Annotated in this window: 11 protein-coding genes; 10 read left to right on the top strand and 1 reads right to left on the bottom strand. The window is 62.3% G+C overall.

Translation table 11 applies throughout. The features are described 5' to 3' along the window. The first annotated feature begins 18 nt into the window (after positions 1-18). The 6 genes from B0G74_RS09860 to B0G74_RS09835 all read left to right on the top strand — a co-directional run bounded on the left by B0G74_RS09860 (position 19) and on the right by B0G74_RS09835 (position 8,083). A complete protein-coding gene (locus tag B0G74_RS09860; RefSeq protein WP_132374630.1) occupies positions 19-4,215 on the top strand; it encodes a bifunctional nitrate reductase/sulfite reductase flavoprotein subunit alpha in 4,197 nt (1,398 codons plus the stop codon). A gap of 200 nt (positions 4,216-4,415) precedes the next feature. After that, positions 4,416-5,783, top strand: a complete 1,368-nt coding sequence (locus tag B0G74_RS09855) for an MFS transporter (protein ID WP_132374629.1) — start codon at positions 4,416-4,418, stop codon at positions 5,781-5,783. 159 nt (positions 5,784-5,942) lie between these two features. Continuing rightward, positions 5,943-6,617, top strand: coding sequence for a type IV pili methyl-accepting chemotaxis transducer N-terminal domain-containing protein (locus B0G74_RS09850; protein WP_132374628.1), 675 nt, complete (start codon positions 5,943-5,945; stop codon positions 6,615-6,617). A 61-nt stretch (positions 6,618-6,678) separates the two neighbouring features. Continuing rightward, positions 6,679-7,167 (top strand): MgtC/SapB family protein, encoded by a 489-nt coding sequence (locus B0G74_RS09845; RefSeq protein WP_132374627.1) that lies wholly within the window; start codon positions 6,679-6,681, stop codon positions 7,165-7,167. A gap of 105 nt (positions 7,168-7,272) precedes the next feature. Then, a complete protein-coding gene (locus B0G74_RS09840; protein WP_132374626.1) occupies positions 7,273-7,734 on the top strand; it encodes an SRPBCC family protein in 462 nt (153 codons plus the stop codon). Next, positions 7,718-8,083, top strand: coding sequence for a metalloregulator ArsR/SmtB family transcription factor (locus B0G74_RS09835; RefSeq protein WP_132374625.1), 366 nt, complete (start codon positions 7,718-7,720; stop codon positions 8,081-8,083). The genes B0G74_RS09840 and B0G74_RS09835 overlap by 17 nt, the downstream gene beginning before the upstream one ends. 77 nt (positions 8,084-8,160) lie before the next feature. On the opposite strand, the gene B0G74_RS09830 is transcribed toward B0G74_RS09835, so the two are convergent. Continuing rightward, entirely contained in the window at positions 8,161-9,351 is a 1,191-nt protein-coding gene (locus tag B0G74_RS09830) for a porin (RefSeq protein WP_132374624.1), read from the bottom strand. A gap of 282 nt (positions 9,352-9,633) precedes the next feature. Here B0G74_RS09830 and aldA point away from each other — a divergent pair, with 282 nt between their 5' ends. The 4 genes from aldA to B0G74_RS09810 all read left to right on the top strand — a co-directional run bounded on the left by aldA (position 9,634) and on the right by B0G74_RS09810 (position 15,495). Beyond that, the gene (gene aldA / locus B0G74_RS09825) at positions 9,634-11,070 is read left to right on the top strand and encodes an aldehyde dehydrogenase (RefSeq protein WP_132374623.1); all 1,437 of its coding nucleotides are present in this window, start codon (positions 9,634-9,636) and stop codon (positions 11,068-11,070) included. 152 nt (positions 11,071-11,222) lie between these two features. Then, positions 11,223-12,545: an MFS transporter gene (locus tag B0G74_RS09820; protein ID WP_132374622.1), complete on the top strand. Its 1,323-nt coding sequence runs from the start codon at positions 11,223-11,225 to the stop codon at positions 12,543-12,545. Continuing rightward, entirely contained in the window at positions 12,546-13,763 is a 1,218-nt protein-coding gene (locus tag B0G74_RS09815) for a mandelate racemase/muconate lactonizing enzyme family protein (RefSeq protein ID WP_132374621.1), read from the top strand. It begins immediately after the preceding gene. A gap of 70 nt (positions 13,764-13,833) precedes the next feature. Beyond that, complete coding sequence (locus tag B0G74_RS09810; RefSeq protein ID WP_132374620.1) at positions 13,834-15,495, top strand: GMC family oxidoreductase N-terminal domain-containing protein; 1,662 nt, start codon at positions 13,834-13,836, stop codon at positions 15,493-15,495. Positions 15,496-15,507: the final 12 nt, after the last annotated feature.

Here is a 15,507-nt window from a genome sequence, read left to right as displayed (position 1 = left end):
CGAACGACGTTGCCCGCCATGTCCTCCACTAGCGTAAAAACCGTGTGCCCTTACTGCGGCGTTGGCTGCGGCATGGTGCTGCACGTCGAGGACGGCCAGGTCGTGAAAATCTCCGGCGACAAGGAGCATCCGGCCAACTTCGGACGGCTGTGCACGAAAGGGCAGTCGGCGCATGTCGCGTTGCGCAAGTCGGGACGTCTCGAAGACGCATTCGTGCGTCACGCGCGCGGCCAGGACCCGGCGCCGCTGCCGATGGCGCAGGCGATCAGCACTACGGCGGCGCGTCTGCGCGGCCTGCTCGATGAGCACGGGCCGGACGCGCTGTCGTTCTACGTCTCCGGGCAGATGTCGATCGAAGCGCAGTACCTCGTCAACAAGCTCGCCAAGGGCTTTGTCGGTACCAATAACATCGAATCGAATTCGCGCCTGTGCATGGCGAGCGCGGGCAGCGGCTACAAACTGTCGCTCGGCGCGGACGGCCCGCCGGGATCGTACGAAGACATCGACCACGCCGACCTGTTCTTCGTGATCGGCGCGAATATGGCCGACTGTCACCCGATTCTGTTCCTGCGCATGATGGATCGCGTGAAGGCCGGCGCCAAGCTGATCGTCGTCGATCCGCGCCGCAACACGACCGCGGAGAAGGCCGATCTCTTCATGCAGATCAAGCCGGGCACCGATCTCGCGTTGCTCAACGGCCTGCTGCATCTGCTGCACGAAAACGGCCATACGGATGCCGCATTCATCGCCGAGGCGACCGAAGGGTGGGACGCGATGCCCGCGTTTCTCGCCGACTACACGCCGGAGCACGTCGCGTGGATCACCGGCCTCGCCGTCGAGGATATCCGCGAGGCCGCACGCATGATCGGCAGCGCCAAAGAGTGGATCAGTTGCTGGACCATGGGTCTGAATCAAAGCACGCACGGCACGTGGCACACCAACGCGATCTGCAACCTGCATCTGGCGACGGGCAAGATTTGCCGGCGCGGCAGCGGCCCGTTTTCGCTGACGGGCCAGCCCAATGCGATGGGCGGCCGCGAGATGGGTTACATGGGGGCGGGCTTGCCGGGGCAGCGTTCGGTGCTGGTCGAAGAAGACCGCGCGTTTATCGAAGACCTGTGGCGCATTCCGACGGGCTCGCTCAAGCCGCAGGTCGGCAACGGCACGATCGATATGTTCGCGCGCATGGCGGCGGGTGAGATCAAGGCGTGCTGGATCATCTGCACGAATCCGGTGGCGAGCGTGGCGAATCGTCAGAACGTGATCGACGGATTGAGCGCGGCGCAACTCGTGATTGCGCAGGATGCGTACCTCGATACCGAGACCAACCGCTACGCCGACGTGCTTCTTCCTGGCGCGCTGTGGGCCGAGGCCGAAGGCGTGATGATCAACTCCGAGCGCAATCTCACGCTGATGCAAAAGGGCATCGAGCCGCCGGGCGCCGCGTTGCCGGATTGGCAGATCATCGCGCGCGTCGCGTGTGAAATGGGGTTTGCCGATGCCTTCACTTATGCGAGCGCCGAGGAAGTCTTTGCGGAAATCACCCGCGCGTCGAATCCGAAGACCGGCTACGACCTGCGCGGCGCGAGCCATCGCCGCCTGAAAGAAACGCCGTTGCAATGGCCGCTTGCATCGGATGATTCGGCCGATCGCAATCCGGTTCGCTATATCAACGACGGTGTGAGTCAAGCGCTCAAGGAACGGCCGGACGGCAGCCGTCCGCCGTTCGTGTTTCCAACCGCGAGCGGCAAGGCAGCGTTCTTCGCGCGCGACTACGCGGCGCCGGCTGAACTGCCGGATCGTGAATTCCCGATCGTGCTGAATACGGGCCGCTTGCAGCATCAATGGCACACGATGACCAAGACCGGCAAGGTCGCGATGCTCAACAAGCTGAACCCGGGCCCGTTCGTCGAGATTCATCCCGAAGATGCGGCCACGCTCGGCATCAAGGCAAAAGACCCGGTGGAGATTCGTTCGCGCCGCGGCCGCACGGTCTTGCCGGCTGTCGTGACTGAACGCGTGAGCGCGGGCAACTGTTTTGCACCGATGCACTGGAACGACGTATTCGGCGACGACCTGTGCATCAACGCGGTGACGAGCGACGCCATCGACCCGGTCTCGCAGCAGCCCGAACTCAAGTTCTGCGCGGTCGCGCTGAACCCGGTGGCGCCCGAGCGCGTCGAGTCTTTCCTGAATGACGACGACGCATTGTTGACCGATGCATCCGTTGCGGTTGCCGCGAGCGTGGCGCCGGCCAACACCGTATCGGCAAGCGCCGAGGATCTGGATATGCCCCGTATCGATGCACTCACCAGCCTGTTGCAGGTGCCGTCGACACCCGCGCCTTCGTTCACCGATCAGGAGCGTGTCTATCTGGCCGGCTTCGTGAATGGACTGCGCTCGGCGGAAGCGCAAGGCATCGACCGCGTGCCGGTTCTGCCAGGCAACGCGCCGTTCGATACGACGAGCCGTCTTTACGTGGATGGTTTGTTGGCCGGTCTCTATAGCCGCAGCGCGACTACGCCCGCCACTGCAGTTGCGGCGTCGCATGCCGAAGCTTCGCACGCATCCGGTGTGCGCATCGTGCGAGCGCGGCCGAAGGTCACGTTACTGTGGGCCTCGCAAACCGGCAACACCGAGTCGCTGACCGAAGCCTATGCCACGCGGCTAATGGAGTCGGGCTTTGAAATCCGCACGTCGTGCATGGCGGACTATCAAGCTTCGACGCTTGCCAAAGCCCAATACGTGTTGCTGATGACGAGCACGTTCGGCGACGGCGATCCACCCGACAACGCACAAAGTCTATGGACGCAATTGAGCGGCGAAAGCGCGCCGCGGCTCGACGGCGTGCGCTTCGCGGTGCTCGCTCTGGGCGATCGCAACTACGACCAGTTCTGCGGCCACGGCCGCCGCCTCGATGAGCGGCTCGCCGAGCGGGGCGCGCTGCGTTTGATGGAGCGCGTCGATTGCGATGGCGAGTATCAGCAGAGCGCGGACGCGTGGCTCGAACGCATCGTCGTGCGTATCAAGGAAGAGGATGCCGCGCTGTATGCCGTGCCGCCGGGCGGCATGATCAACGCGGTGGTGCCGGGCACGGTGCCGACCAAAACGCGGCCGGCCGCGTCGCGGCTCGTTAGCAATCTGCGCCTGAACAAGCCGGGCGCGGCGAAAGACACGCGCTACTTTTCGCTGAGCACACGCGATTCGGGACTCGAATACGAAGCAGGCGATGCGCTCGGCGTATGGCCGAGCAACTGCCCGGAACTGGTCGACGAATTGATCGCGCTGAGCGGCGTGAACGCGGATGCCGCGGTGAACGTGTCAGGCGTCGGCGAGATGCGTCTTGCCGACGCACTCGGCAAGCACTACGAGATCGCGCGCCCGAATCCGGATCTGCTCGCGTTCGTCGCCGCGCGCAGCAACAACGGGGCGTTGCGCGATCTGCTGTCGCCCGAGCGCAAGGCCGATCTCAAGCAATGGTTGTGGGGCCAGCAGATCGCCGACGTTTTGCATGAATTTCCAGTGAGCCTCACGGCAGCCGAATTGACCGGCCTGCTCAAGCGTTTGCAGCCGCGTCTGTATTCGATTGCGTCGAGCCCGAAGGCGCACACGGGCGAAGTTCATCTGACCGTTGCCGCGGTGCGCTACAGCAATGGCCGGCGTCATCGCAAAGGCGTGTCGTCGACGTTTCTCGCCGACCGTGCGGGCGATGTCAACGTGCCCGTGTTCGTGCAGAAGTCCGCACACTTTCGTCCTCCTCATGGTTCGGACACGCCGATGATCATGGTCGGTCCCGGCACCGGCGTTGCACCGTTTCGCGGCTTTCTGCACGAGCGGCGTGCACGCGGCGACACGGGGCGCAACTGGCTCTTCTTCGGCGAGCAGCACGCTGCCTCGGATTTCTACTATCGCGACGAACTCGAATCGATGCGCGACAGCGGCGTGCTGAACCGGCTCGATGTCGCGTTCTCGCGCGATCAGGCGGACAAGGTCTATGTGCAGGACCGAATGCGCGAGCAGGGTGCGCAATTGTGGTCATGGCTCGAAGACGGTGCGCATTTCTACGTATGCGGCGACGCCAACCGGATGGCGAAGGATGTCGACGCGGCGCTCAAGGAGGTGGTGGCGCAGCACGGCGGCATGAGCGATGAAAAAGCCCTCGACTACGTGAACCGTCTCGCGCAGGAAAAGCGCTACGCACGCGACGTTTATTGATGGCCGCGGGGTTGTCAGCGCGACGAACACGCTCGCCGCTTCAAGGTTTCAAAGAGTACGCAGTACAGCTTCAAAAGACGGAGCCACATGGCATGGAGGTTGCATGTTTATGCCGGTTTTCAACATCGTGATCATTCCGGTGCGTGGCGCGTAGCGCGATCTGCCGGATAGTCGAAAAATCAGTTTTGTGAGGATATCTGATGAAAAACGTGATGAGCTCCCTAAAGAGTGGGGACTGGCGCGCGCTAGTGGCGTGTTTCCTCTATTTCGACACTGGCTTTACCGTCTGGGTCCTGTATGGACCGCTCGCGCCATTCATCAGCAAGAGCATCGCGATGACGCCCGCGCAACAAGGTTTGCTGGTCGCGGTGCCGGTGCTCTCGGCCGCGATTCTGCGCGTGACGCTCGGCAACCTGTATCAATCCGCGCACGGCAAGCGCATTGCGCTGATGGGCGTGCTGCTGTCGGCGGTGCCGACGATCGTGTTGCCGTTGATGCCGTCCGTGCCGTCGTACACGGTGCTGCTGGTGCTCGGCGTATTTCTCGGCGTCGGCGGTGCCAGTTTCGCCGTGGCGCTGCCGATGGCGGGCAGCAACTATCCGCCGAAGGTGCAGGGCCTCGTGTTGGGTCTCGCCGCAGCCGGCAATATCGGCGCGGTGCTCGACGGCTTCCTGTTCCCGCAACTGGCCACGCACTTTGGCTGGCAGATGGCGGCCGGCGGCGCACTGCCGTTGCTCGCGATTGCCGCGATCACGTTGTATTTCTGGGCCAACGATTCCGGCGTGAAAACCGGCAGCGTGCTGCGCGCATTCGGCAGCTTCGCGGTGACGCTGGTCGGATTGATCGTGCTGGTGCTGCTGGTCGAAGCCGGCATGTTCGGCTCCGGCAAGACGGGTGTGCTGCTGTTGCCGGTGATCGGTGCACTGCTCGCGATCGCGGTGTTGCCCAAGCGCTATCGCGCGGTGCTGGCCGAGCGTGACACGTGGGCGATCATGCTGGTGTACAGCATTACGTTCGGTGGTTTCGTCGGCATGTCCTCGTATGTGTCGCTGCTCCTGACCAACCTCTATCAGCTCTCGAAGATCGACGCGGGCCTCTTCATGGCATTGCTCGCCGCGACCGGCGCAATGGTGCGTCCGCTCGGCGGCCTGATCGCCGACAAGGTGTCTGGGGTGCGCGCGCTGACCTTCCTGCTCGCCATCATCTCGCTGTGCGACTTCGTGTTCGCCGCGGCCATGCCGGCGATGGCCGGTGGCATCACGCTGCTGCTGTGCCTGTATGTGGCTTTCGGTCTCGGCAACGGCGCGACCTTCCAGCTGGTGCCGCATCGCTGGGCGGGCCGCACGGGCTTGATGTCGGGCATCGTCGGCGCCGCGGGCGGTATCGGCGGATTCTATCTGCCGGTCGTGATGGGTATCGCGAAGGAAAGCACGGGCAGCTATCAGATGGGCTTTGCGACGTTCGGCGCGCTGGCGGCATGCGCGTTCGTCGCGATCGTCGCGCTGCGCCGTCCGTGGATGGCGTGGTCGATGCACTCCGGTGTGATGCACGCGCACGCGACGGAGTAATGCAGTAATGCAGTAACGCAGTAACGCAGTAACGCAGTAACGCAGTAACGCAGTAACGCAGTAACGCAGTAACGCAGTAACGCGAGCGATCCGCGCCTCCACGCTGAGTGGAGGCGCGGATCGCGCGACGGGGCCGATCAAAATCAAAAAGAAGTCGACATGAGCATCACGACAGAACGGGTTCACGCACCACCGTCCGAAGCGCACGTCTCCAGCGAGGTGTTGAGCTCGTTGATCAATCTGGCGGGGCGTCAGCGGATGCTCTCGCAGCGCATCGTGTTGAAGGCGATGCTGGCGTTTCAACAGTTCGACGGCGCGCTGGCGATCGCACGCGATACCCTGAACACATTTACCGACAGCCACACGGTGCTGACCCAGGGCCGCGATGGTCTGCCCGGCCTGTTTTCCCCAGCGTTGCGCGAAGCATTTCACGGCCGCGACAATGTCGCGAGGAAGATCGCGGACTTCATCGCGCTGGCTTCGGCGGCGTTGGACGCGATCGGGCGCGCTTCACCGCGCGCGGACGATGCGTTGAATGCGCTGATCGATTCCGTCGATCCGTTGTTGACGCATCTGCACGGCGTCACGGCTGTCTATGAACAGGAAAGCCGGCGTATAGCGCGTTTGCAGAAAAAAGAGCAACAGCAGTTGATCGAGCGGATCAAGGCGATCGCGAAAGAAGCGCATATCGTCTCGTTCAACGGTCAGATCGTGGCGAGCCGCGCGCATGTGACCGGCCGCGAGTTCGCCGTGGTGGCCGGCGTGATGACATCGATCACGAAGGAACTGGAGGCTGTGGTGAGCGCGTTCGTGAAGAAGACGACGGCGGGATGAGCCACGCAGTGCGGCGTTATTGTCGTATGCTTGGCGTTTTCCGGACTGTCGGGCAAATGTAATGGACAACTGGTGGCACGCGGTGTGGGCAGTCGCCCGGGCAGAATTCTCCGACCTCGGCAGCATGGCCGACGTCTTGCAGGTCCTGATGCGCCTCGGACTCGCGTTGATACTCGGCGGCATACTCGGTTTCGAGCGCGAGATGTCACGGCGCGACGCCGGCATGCGCACGCACATGATGGTGTCGGTCGGCGCGGCCTTGTTCGTGGTCGTTCCGCTGCAGGCCGGGTTCTCGCAGGACAACATGAGCCGGGTGTTGCAAGGACTCGTGTCCGGTGTCGGTTTTCTGGGCGCGGGCGCCATCATCAAGCTCAGTGCCGAGCGCGAGGTGCGCGGCCTGACGACGGCGGCAAGCCTGTGGCTGAGCGCGGGCGTCGGCGTGGCGGCGGGGCTCGGGCGCGAGGCCACGGCGATTCTCAGCGTAGCGATCGCGCTCGCCATTCTGTCGAGTGCGCGCCTGTTCAAAAGTCGCGAACAGGAAGAGAAGTAGGGACGTGGCAGGCCCTCGTTCCTACGAAAAAACGCCATCGAAACATGCAGGCAATCACTTGCATGTTGACCACGTTGCTCCTAATATGCAGTCAGGAGGCTGCATATGAACACATCGACCGATCGCATTGAAAAACAGATTCTGCTGAAGGCGCCGCGCTCGCGGGTCTGGCGCGCGTTGTCCAATGCCGAGGAATTCGGCAACTGGTTCGGCGTGAATCTTACCGGCAAGCAGTTCGTGGCCGGCCAGTCCGTGAAGGGCAATATTACCTATCCGGGTTACGAGTATCTCGTCATGGACGTGCATGTCGAGCGCGTCGAGCCGGAGCATCACCTGTCGTGGCGCTGGCATCCGGCCGCGGTCGACATCACGGTGGACTATTCGCCGGAGCCGACTACCCTGGTCGTCTTTGAGTTGACCGAGGTCGCATCGGGCACGTTGTTGCGCGTAGTCGAGTCGGGCTTCGATCAGCTTCCCGCCGGCCGCCGCGAAGAAGCGTTCCGCATGAATAACGGTGGGTGGGAAGAGCAGATGGCCAACATCGAACAGCATGTCACCAAGGGTTAAGAAGGCGTTTGGCGCAGCGGATCTGAAGGCGTCGGTGCTGCGCAGTTCCGCGCCGATTTTCGCCGCGCTCGGCGATGAGACACGTCTACGTCTGGTCGCCGTGTTGTGCGCGGGCAGCGCGATGTCGATCGCGCAACTCACTGCGGGAACGGACATTACGCGGCAGTCCGTCACGCAGCATTTGCAGGTGCTCGCCAATGCGGGTCTCGTGCGCGACGTCAAGGTGGGCCGTGAACGCTTGTGGGAATTCGAGCCCACCCATCTCGACGAAGCGCGCCGCGCGCTCGACGCGATCTCGCGGCAGTGGGATCACGCGCTGTCGAGGTTGAAGGCGGCGGTGGAGGAGTGAGGGATGCCGACGTGGGCGTTCAACCCGCGTTGTATACGGAACGTGAACAAAGAAAAAATTTGAACACCCCAGAAAGGCTACCGCCGCCCCCACAATCCTGCTAAAAACTTATGCCGCAGCGCAACCCGAACAGCGACCTGCGTGCCCGTCGACGACGGCGCCTGCACACCCGGAATGAACGCATTGTCGAGAATCGAGTTAGTCGAATCGCCCGCGACCTTCTGATACTCGCCCTGCACATACACGTCGGTACGCTTCGACAGGTTGTAGTCCGCCATCAAGCCCACCGAGTGAATCTTCGGCTTCACGCTGCCTGACGACGCATCGTAGGTTTCCATCGTGTACACGTACTGAGCGCCGACGAAGAACGCCGGCGTGAGCTGGTATTTGCCGTTCACTTCGAAGTTCTGATACTTCAGCGTATTCAACGTCACGCCCGGCGCGGCTAGCGGAATGCCGATATAGCCGTTGCCGGTCGGATTCTTGTAGTTCGAATTGGTGTAGGCAAAACCGGCGGTCGCCGAACCGAATGTGTAGTTGATGCCGCCGCCGAACACCCGCATGCGTCCGGCGATAAAACTCGCGTCGTTCGCGGTAATCGCGCCAGTCGAACCCGCGCCGGGATTGTCCGCTTGCATATAGGCCGCCGCGACCAGCAGGCCGCCGTTCGCATACTGTCCGCCAAAGCTATACGCGCGGTTGTTCGCAAAGTTGGTGTCGTTGCTGAAGGCGTAAGCGCCGCCGAACTGGAAGCCCGCCATCTCCGGGCTCGCGTACTTCACGCTATTGCCGAGACGGAACGAGTTGTCGGTGTTGTCGTTGTCATACGGATGCGCGAACAGGTAGCCGGCCCAGTTGCCGTTGGCCGTGGTCTGCGCGAGGTAATCGACCACCGAATCGTACTGGCGACCGAGCGTGACCGTGCCGAAACGGCCGTCGCTCAGCCCGACGTACGCCTGGCGGCCGAACATGCGGCCGCCCTGGCCGAGCCGTCCCGAACTCACGTCGAAGCCATTTTCCAGTTGAAACACGGCCTTCAGCCCGCCGCCCAGATCCTCCGAACCCTTCATGCCCCAACGGCTGCCTTGCGCATAGCCGCTCGCCATTTCCCAGACCGCGCCGTGCCCCGCGTTGTTGGTGTAGTCGATGCCTTCGTCGAGCACGCCATACAGCGTCACGCTGCTTTGAGCGAAGGCCGGCGACGCCGCCAGCGCAATGAGTGACGTGAGCGCCGTGAATGCGGCGGTGGCAATGCGGTTCTTTTTCATCGTGAGCTCCAGACCTTGGTAGTGAGCGGGCCGAATTTCGGGCAGACCCGAAGGCGTTCGACGCCCGCTGCTTTTTGGCAAAGCCCGGATTCTGCTATTTGCGATGGCAAACGCGTATGAGGCACATCCCTGGATAAACATGATTTTTTCGAATGTTTGTCCCGCGAATTATTCGCTTGTGGCCGGCAGTGCCCCGGAGAAAAATTCCGTTCATGCACCTTTGGCATGCAAGCCATAGCCGAGGGCAATGCGTTTTTCGCACCATGCTTTCAGGAGACGACCATGCGACTCGATCGGAATTTCGCTAACGGCCGGTTTATCGAACCCGCGACTGACACCGCTAGCAGCGAGCTCATCGCCGTTTGCAATCCGGCTACCGAGGCCGTGATCGCCCATGTCACCGGCGCCACCCAAGCGGAAGTCATCGCGGCGGTCGATGCCGCCGCCGTCGCGCAGAAGGGCTGGCGCAAGCTGCCGTCAGCCGAGCGCGCGGTCTATCTGCACAAGCTCGCCGATGCGCTGACCGAATGCGCGCCGGCCATCGGCGCGGCGCTCGCGCTGGAGTCGGGCAAGAGCTTGGCCGACTCCACCAACGAGGCGATCTACGCCGGCCAGATCACCCGCTATCACGCGGAGTGGGCGCGCCGCATCGAAGGCGAAGTGATTCCGAGCGATACGCCCGACGAAAACCTCGTGTTGCATCGCGAGCCGATCGGCGTGGTCGCGTGTCTGATCCCGTTCAACTACCCCGTCTATACGTTCATGCGTAAAGTGGCGCCGGCGCTGATCGCCGGCAACACGGTCGTCGTACGCCCGAGCAACAACACGCCGACGTCCGCATTCGAAATCGCCAAGGCGGTGGAGAAGGCCGGTTTGCCGGCGGGCGTCGTGAACATTCTCGCGATGAACCATGCCACCGCCGAAGCGCTTTGCACGCATCCCAAGGTCGGCATGATCACGCTGACGGGCAGCGTCGGCGCGGGCCGCAAGGTGCTCGAATATTGCAAGGCGAACATCGCCAAGCCGTCGCTCGAACTGGGCGGTAAGACGCCCGCGATCATCGAGGCCGATGCCGATCTCGAGAAAGCCGCGCGCGACCTGGTCGCCTCCAAGACCACGCATTGCGGCCAGTTGTGCACGGCGATCGAACGGGTCTATGTGCAGGAAAGCGTGCATGACCGCTTCGTCGCGCTGCTGAAAAAGCACATGAGCGCGGTGGAGAGCGGCGATCGCAGCGAGCAGCCGTCGCTGATGGGTCCGCTCGTCAACGAGGCGTCGCGCCAGTCGATCCACGCGATGGTTCAACGCGCCATCGCGGCGGGCGCCACGCTCGAAACCGGTGGCAAGCTGCCGCAAGGCAAAGGCTTCTTCTATCCGGCCACGTTGCTGTCGAATTGCCGTCAGGACATGGAAATCATCCAGGAAGAAACCTTCGGTCCGATCATGCCGGTCGTCAAATACCGCACGCTCGACGAAGCGCTGGAAATGGCCAACGATCATCAATTCGGTCTCTCGTCGGTGCTGTATACGGAGAACTATCGCGGTGCGATGAAGATCGCCAACGGCATCGAAGCCGGCGAGCTGTATGTGAACCGTACGCCGGCCGATCCGTATCAGGGCTTTCACGCCGGCTGGAAACGTTCGGGCCTCGGCGGAGACGACGGCAAGCACGGCATGCTCGAATTCACCCAGACCCGTCTCGTGGTCATGAAGTACTGAAGCCGAACCGGCACGCGCCGCACGTTGAAACGACGGCGCGTGTCTCCTTTGCAACCTGAAAAGCGCGGCGAATCTGCTGCCAGTCCATAACAAAACATATTGGAGACCGGGCGGCCCGATGGGCTGGCGCTGTGTCTCTGAGGAGCGCTCACGTGTCATCTCAACCCGTCCGAACCGACGCTTCGCTCGCTTTAAGCGACGAAGAGGCCGCCCTGCAAAACAGTAAGGCGCAACGCTATATCCAGCTCATCCTGCTGGTGATCGCAGCCGGCGCGATCTACCCGATTCTGTATCTGCGGCAGGTGTATCAGCCAACGATGCTCGAAGTGTTCCACATCACCGATAGCCAGCTCGGCTACTTGTATTCGTCGCTGGGCACGATTTTTCTGTTGAGTTATCTGCCGAGCGGCTGGCTCGCGGACCGGATCGCGCCGCGTTTGCTGATCTGCTTTTCGCTGATCGCCACCGGTGTGCTCGGGCTGTGGTATTCGACCGCACCGTCGTTCCCGATGCTGATGATGATCTTCGGCGGCTGGGGTTTGTCGACCGGCTTGACGTTCTGGGCCGCGGTCATCAAGCGCGTGACCATGATTGCCGGCACGCATGAGCAGGGCCGTTTCTTCGGCTTGCTCGACGGCGGACGCGGCCTGATCGAAGCCATGCTCGCGACCATCGCGATCACGCTGTTCGCATGGGTGACGCAGACCAAAGGCGAACCGGTCGCGGCCGGTTTCAAGCTGGTGGTCTACATGTACGCGTTTCTTTGCATTGCGCTCGGCGTCGTGCTCGCACTCGTCAAAGACCCGCAAGGCACCGAAGATGCAGCCGCCAATCGCGCCGCGCGCCAACGCAACAACGTGCTGGTCGATCTGAAGACGCTCGCGAAGATTCCAGAACTGTGGCTGGTCGCCGCCATCGTGTTCTGCGGCTACCAGGTGTTCTGGGCTACTTACAGTTTCTCCGCCTATCTGCATGAAGGCGAGATCGGCCTGACGGTCGTGATGGCCGGCACGATCACTACGCTCAAGCTGTGGATGCGGCCGATCGGCGGCATTGGCGGCGGCTTTCTCGGCGACCGCTATTCGAAGGTCTCGGTGCTCGTGATCGCGCTCTTTCTCGCCGCGCTGTCGCTGGTGGGCCTGATGGCGGCGCCGCGTATTTCGAGCCACGCGCTGCTGGTGTTCCTCGTGCTGTTCATCGGCATTCTGACTTACGCGATTCGCGGCCTGTACTGGTCGCTGCTGGATCGCTGCAATATTCCGGTGACCACGATGGGCCTCGCGATCGGCCTGATCTCCGTGCTGGGTTATTCGCCGGACGTGTTCCTGCCGCTCATCAACGGCTATCTGACGCAGACGTTCCCAGGCGTCTTCGGCTACCAGCTCTACTTCGGCTATGTGGCCGCCATGGCGGCGCTCGGCGGCTTTGCCGGGCTCGCGCTGAGAAACATGCTCAACAGAAAAGAAGGTGCGTAAATGAAAGTTGTCTCGCTCGAAACGCATATCGTCGCCGTACCGCCGCCGCATGTGGGCGGCATGTACTGGATCTTCGTCAAGCTCAAGACCGATTGCGGGATTGAAGGTGTCGGCGAAATCTATTCGGCGACGTTCCATCCGAAAGCGATGACCCACATCATCGACGATGTATTCGGCCGCTATCTGCTCGACAAGGACCCGCATCACATCGAGCGGCTCTGGCGCGAGGCGTATTCGAGCGGTTTCACGCAACGCCCCGATCTGACGATGATGGGCGTGGTCAGCGGCCTCGAAATGGCATGCTGGGACATTATCGGCAAAGCGGCTAACAAGCCGGTGTATGAGTTGCTGGGCGGCATGGTGAATCAGCGCCTGCGTTCATATACTTATCTGTACCCGAAGAACAGCCGCGGCGAATACGACTACGATGATCCCGATCTGGCGGCCGAATGCGCGCTTGAAAACGTCAAGCGCGGCTTCACTGCGGTGAAGTTCGATCCGGCCGGACCGTACACGGCGTACTCGGGTCATCAGTTGTCGATGGAAGTGCTGGACCGTTGCGAAACTTTCTGCCGCCGTGTACGTGAAGCAGTGGGCAACAAGGCCGACCTGCTGTTCGGCACGCACGGGCAGATGGTGCCTTCGTCGGCGATCCGGCTCGCGAAGCGACTGGAAAAATACGATCCGCTGTGGTTTGAGGAGCCGGTGCCGCCGGGTCAGGAAGGCGCGATGGCGCAGGTCGCGCAGCACACCAGCATTCCGATTGCGGCCGGCGAGCGCCTCACCACCAAGTACGAATTCTTCAAGCTGCTCGAAGCCGGCGCCGCGTCGATTCTGCAACTGAATGTGGCGCGCGTGGGCGGCCTGCTCGAAGCGAAGAAAGTCGCGGCGCTGGCCGAGGTGTACTACGCGCAGATTGCGCCGCACCTGTACAACGGGCCGATCGGCGCGGCGGCCAGCATTCAGCTCGCGACGTGCACGCCGAACTTCCTGATTCAGGAAAGCATCGGCACGTGGGACGGTTTTCATGCAGCCGTGCTGAAGAAGCCGATTCAATGGGAAGACGGCTACATCATTCCGTCGCAGGAACCGGGTCTCGGCGTCGAACTGAACATGGAGGTCGTCAGGCAGCACACGCCCTACACCGGCGAGCGTCTGCATCTGCAGATGGCGGCGCAACCGGCCGATGTGAAAGACCTCGCGCCGGCCAAGGGTTGAGCGCGGTTTGAGTCTGGCGGGTTTCACCACTACGTTTCAATGGATTGAGCGCCGTCTGGCGACATAGAGCATGAACTACGATTACATCATCGTCGGCGCGGGTTCGGCGGGCTGCATTCTCGCCAATCGCCTGTCGGCGTCGGGCCGATATTCGGTGCTGCTGCTCGAAGCGGGTGGCAAGGACAGCTCGTTCTGGTTCAAGATTCCGGTGGGTTTCACCAAGACGTACTACAACGAAACCTATAACTGGATGTACTACAGCGAGCCGGAAAAAGAACTCGACAACCGGCCGATCTATTGTCCGCGCGGCAAGGTGCAGGGCGGCTCGGGCTCGATCAACGCGATGATCTACGTGCGCGGCCAGCCGCACGATTTCGACGATTGGGCCGCCGCCGGCAACACGGGCTGGGCGTTTCGCGACGTGTTGCCGTACTTCCGCAAGCTCGAATCGCATCCGCTCGGCAACACGGAATATCACGGTGCCGACGGCCCGATCCGCATCTCGCCGATGAAAGATGCGGTGCATCCGATCTGCCACGTGTTCCTGAAGGGCTGCGATCAGGCCGGTTATCAGCGCAGCGACGACTTCAATGGCGCGCAATTCGAAGGCGCCGGCATCTACGACGTGAATACACGTAATGGCCAGCGCTCGTCGAGCAGCTTCGAGTATCTGCACCCGGTGTTGTCGCGCAAGAATCTGACCGTCGAGCGCGACGTGCTGGCAAGCCGCGTTCTATTCGACGGCAACCAACGCGCGATCGGCGTGAGCGTCACGCAGAACGGCGTCACGCGGCAATTCATGGCGACGCGCGAAGTGATTCTGTCGGCGGGCGCGGTCGATTCGCCGAAGCTGCTGCAACTCTCCGGCGTGGGCGACAGCGCACTGCTGGCGAAGCATCGCATCGCGATGGTCAAGGAACTGCCCGCCGTGGGCCAGAATCTGCAGGATCATCTGTGCGTGAGCTTCTACTATCGCGCGAACATGAAGACGCTGAACGACGAGATGCGGCCGCTGCTCGGCAAGCTCAAGCTCGGTCTGCAATATCTGCTGACGCGCAAGGGGCCGCTCGCGATGAGCGTGAATCAGTCGGGTGGGTTCTTCAAAGGCAACGATCAGCAAGCGCAGCCGAATCTGCAGTTGTACTTCAATCCGTTGTCGTACCGCATCCCGAAGAGCAACAAGGCGAATCTCGAGCCTGAACCGTACTCGGGCTTTCTGCTGGCGTTCAATCCGTGCCGGCCGACGAGCCGCGGTTCGATCGAGATCGCATCGAATCGCGCCGAGGATGCCGCGAAGATCCGTATCAACGCGCTGACCACCGAGAAGGACATCGACGAAGTGATCCAGGGTTGCGAACTGGTGCGCAAGGTGATGGCGTCGCCGGCGCTGAAAGCGATCACGGTCGAGGAAATCTCGCCGGGACCGCAGGTGAATACGCGCGAAGGTTTCCTCCGGTACTTCCGCGAGCAGTCGGGGTCGATCTATCACCTGTGCGGTTCGTGCGCGATGGGCGACGATCCACGCACGTCGGTGGTGGATGCGCGTTTGCGTGTGCACGGCATTGACGGCTTGCGCGTGGTGGATGCGTCGATCTTTCCGAATATCACGTCGGGCAATATCAATGCGCCGACCATGATGGTGGCGGAGAAGGGCGCCGACATGATTCTCGAGGATGCGGCGCGCGAAATTGCGTACCGGCCCGCGGCGGCGGAGATGGCCGCGGCGGCTTAATGGCTCGCTTGG

This window comes from Paraburkholderia sp. BL9I2N2 (assembly GCF_004339745.1).
In the GTDB taxonomy this organism is placed as follows: Bacteria; Pseudomonadota; Gammaproteobacteria; order Burkholderiales; family Burkholderiaceae; genus Paraburkholderia.
This window is presented reverse-complemented; position numbering and strand designations above follow the sequence as displayed.

Coding starts and splice junctions, on each gene's coding strand:
- B0G74_RS09860 (WP_132374630.1), top strand. CDS start 19: ATGTCCTCCACTAGCGTAAAAACCGTGTGCCCTTACTGCGGCGTTGGC.
- B0G74_RS09855 (WP_132374629.1), top strand. CDS start 4,416: ATGAAAAACGTGATGAGCTCCCTAAAGAGTGGGGACTGGCGCGCGCTA.
- B0G74_RS09850 (WP_132374628.1), top strand. CDS start 5,943: ATGAGCATCACGACAGAACGGGTTCACGCACCACCGTCCGAAGCGCAC.
- B0G74_RS09845 (WP_132374627.1), top strand. CDS start 6,679: ATGGACAACTGGTGGCACGCGGTGTGGGCAGTCGCCCGGGCAGAATTC.
- B0G74_RS09840 (WP_132374626.1), top strand. CDS start 7,273: ATGAACACATCGACCGATCGCATTGAAAAACAGATTCTGCTGAAGGCG.
- B0G74_RS09835 (WP_132374625.1), top strand. CDS start 7,718: ATGTCACCAAGGGTTAAGAAGGCGTTTGGCGCAGCGGATCTGAAGGCG.
- B0G74_RS09830 (WP_132374624.1), bottom strand. CDS start 9,351: ATGAAAAAGAACCGCATTGCCACCGCCGCATTCACGGCGCTCACGTCA.
- aldA (WP_132374623.1), top strand. CDS start 9,634: ATGCGACTCGATCGGAATTTCGCTAACGGCCGGTTTATCGAACCCGCG.
- B0G74_RS09815 (WP_132374621.1), top strand. CDS start 12,546: ATGAAAGTTGTCTCGCTCGAAACGCATATCGTCGCCGTACCGCCGCCG.
- B0G74_RS09810 (WP_132374620.1), top strand. CDS start 13,834: ATGAACTACGATTACATCATCGTCGGCGCGGGTTCGGCGGGCTGCATT.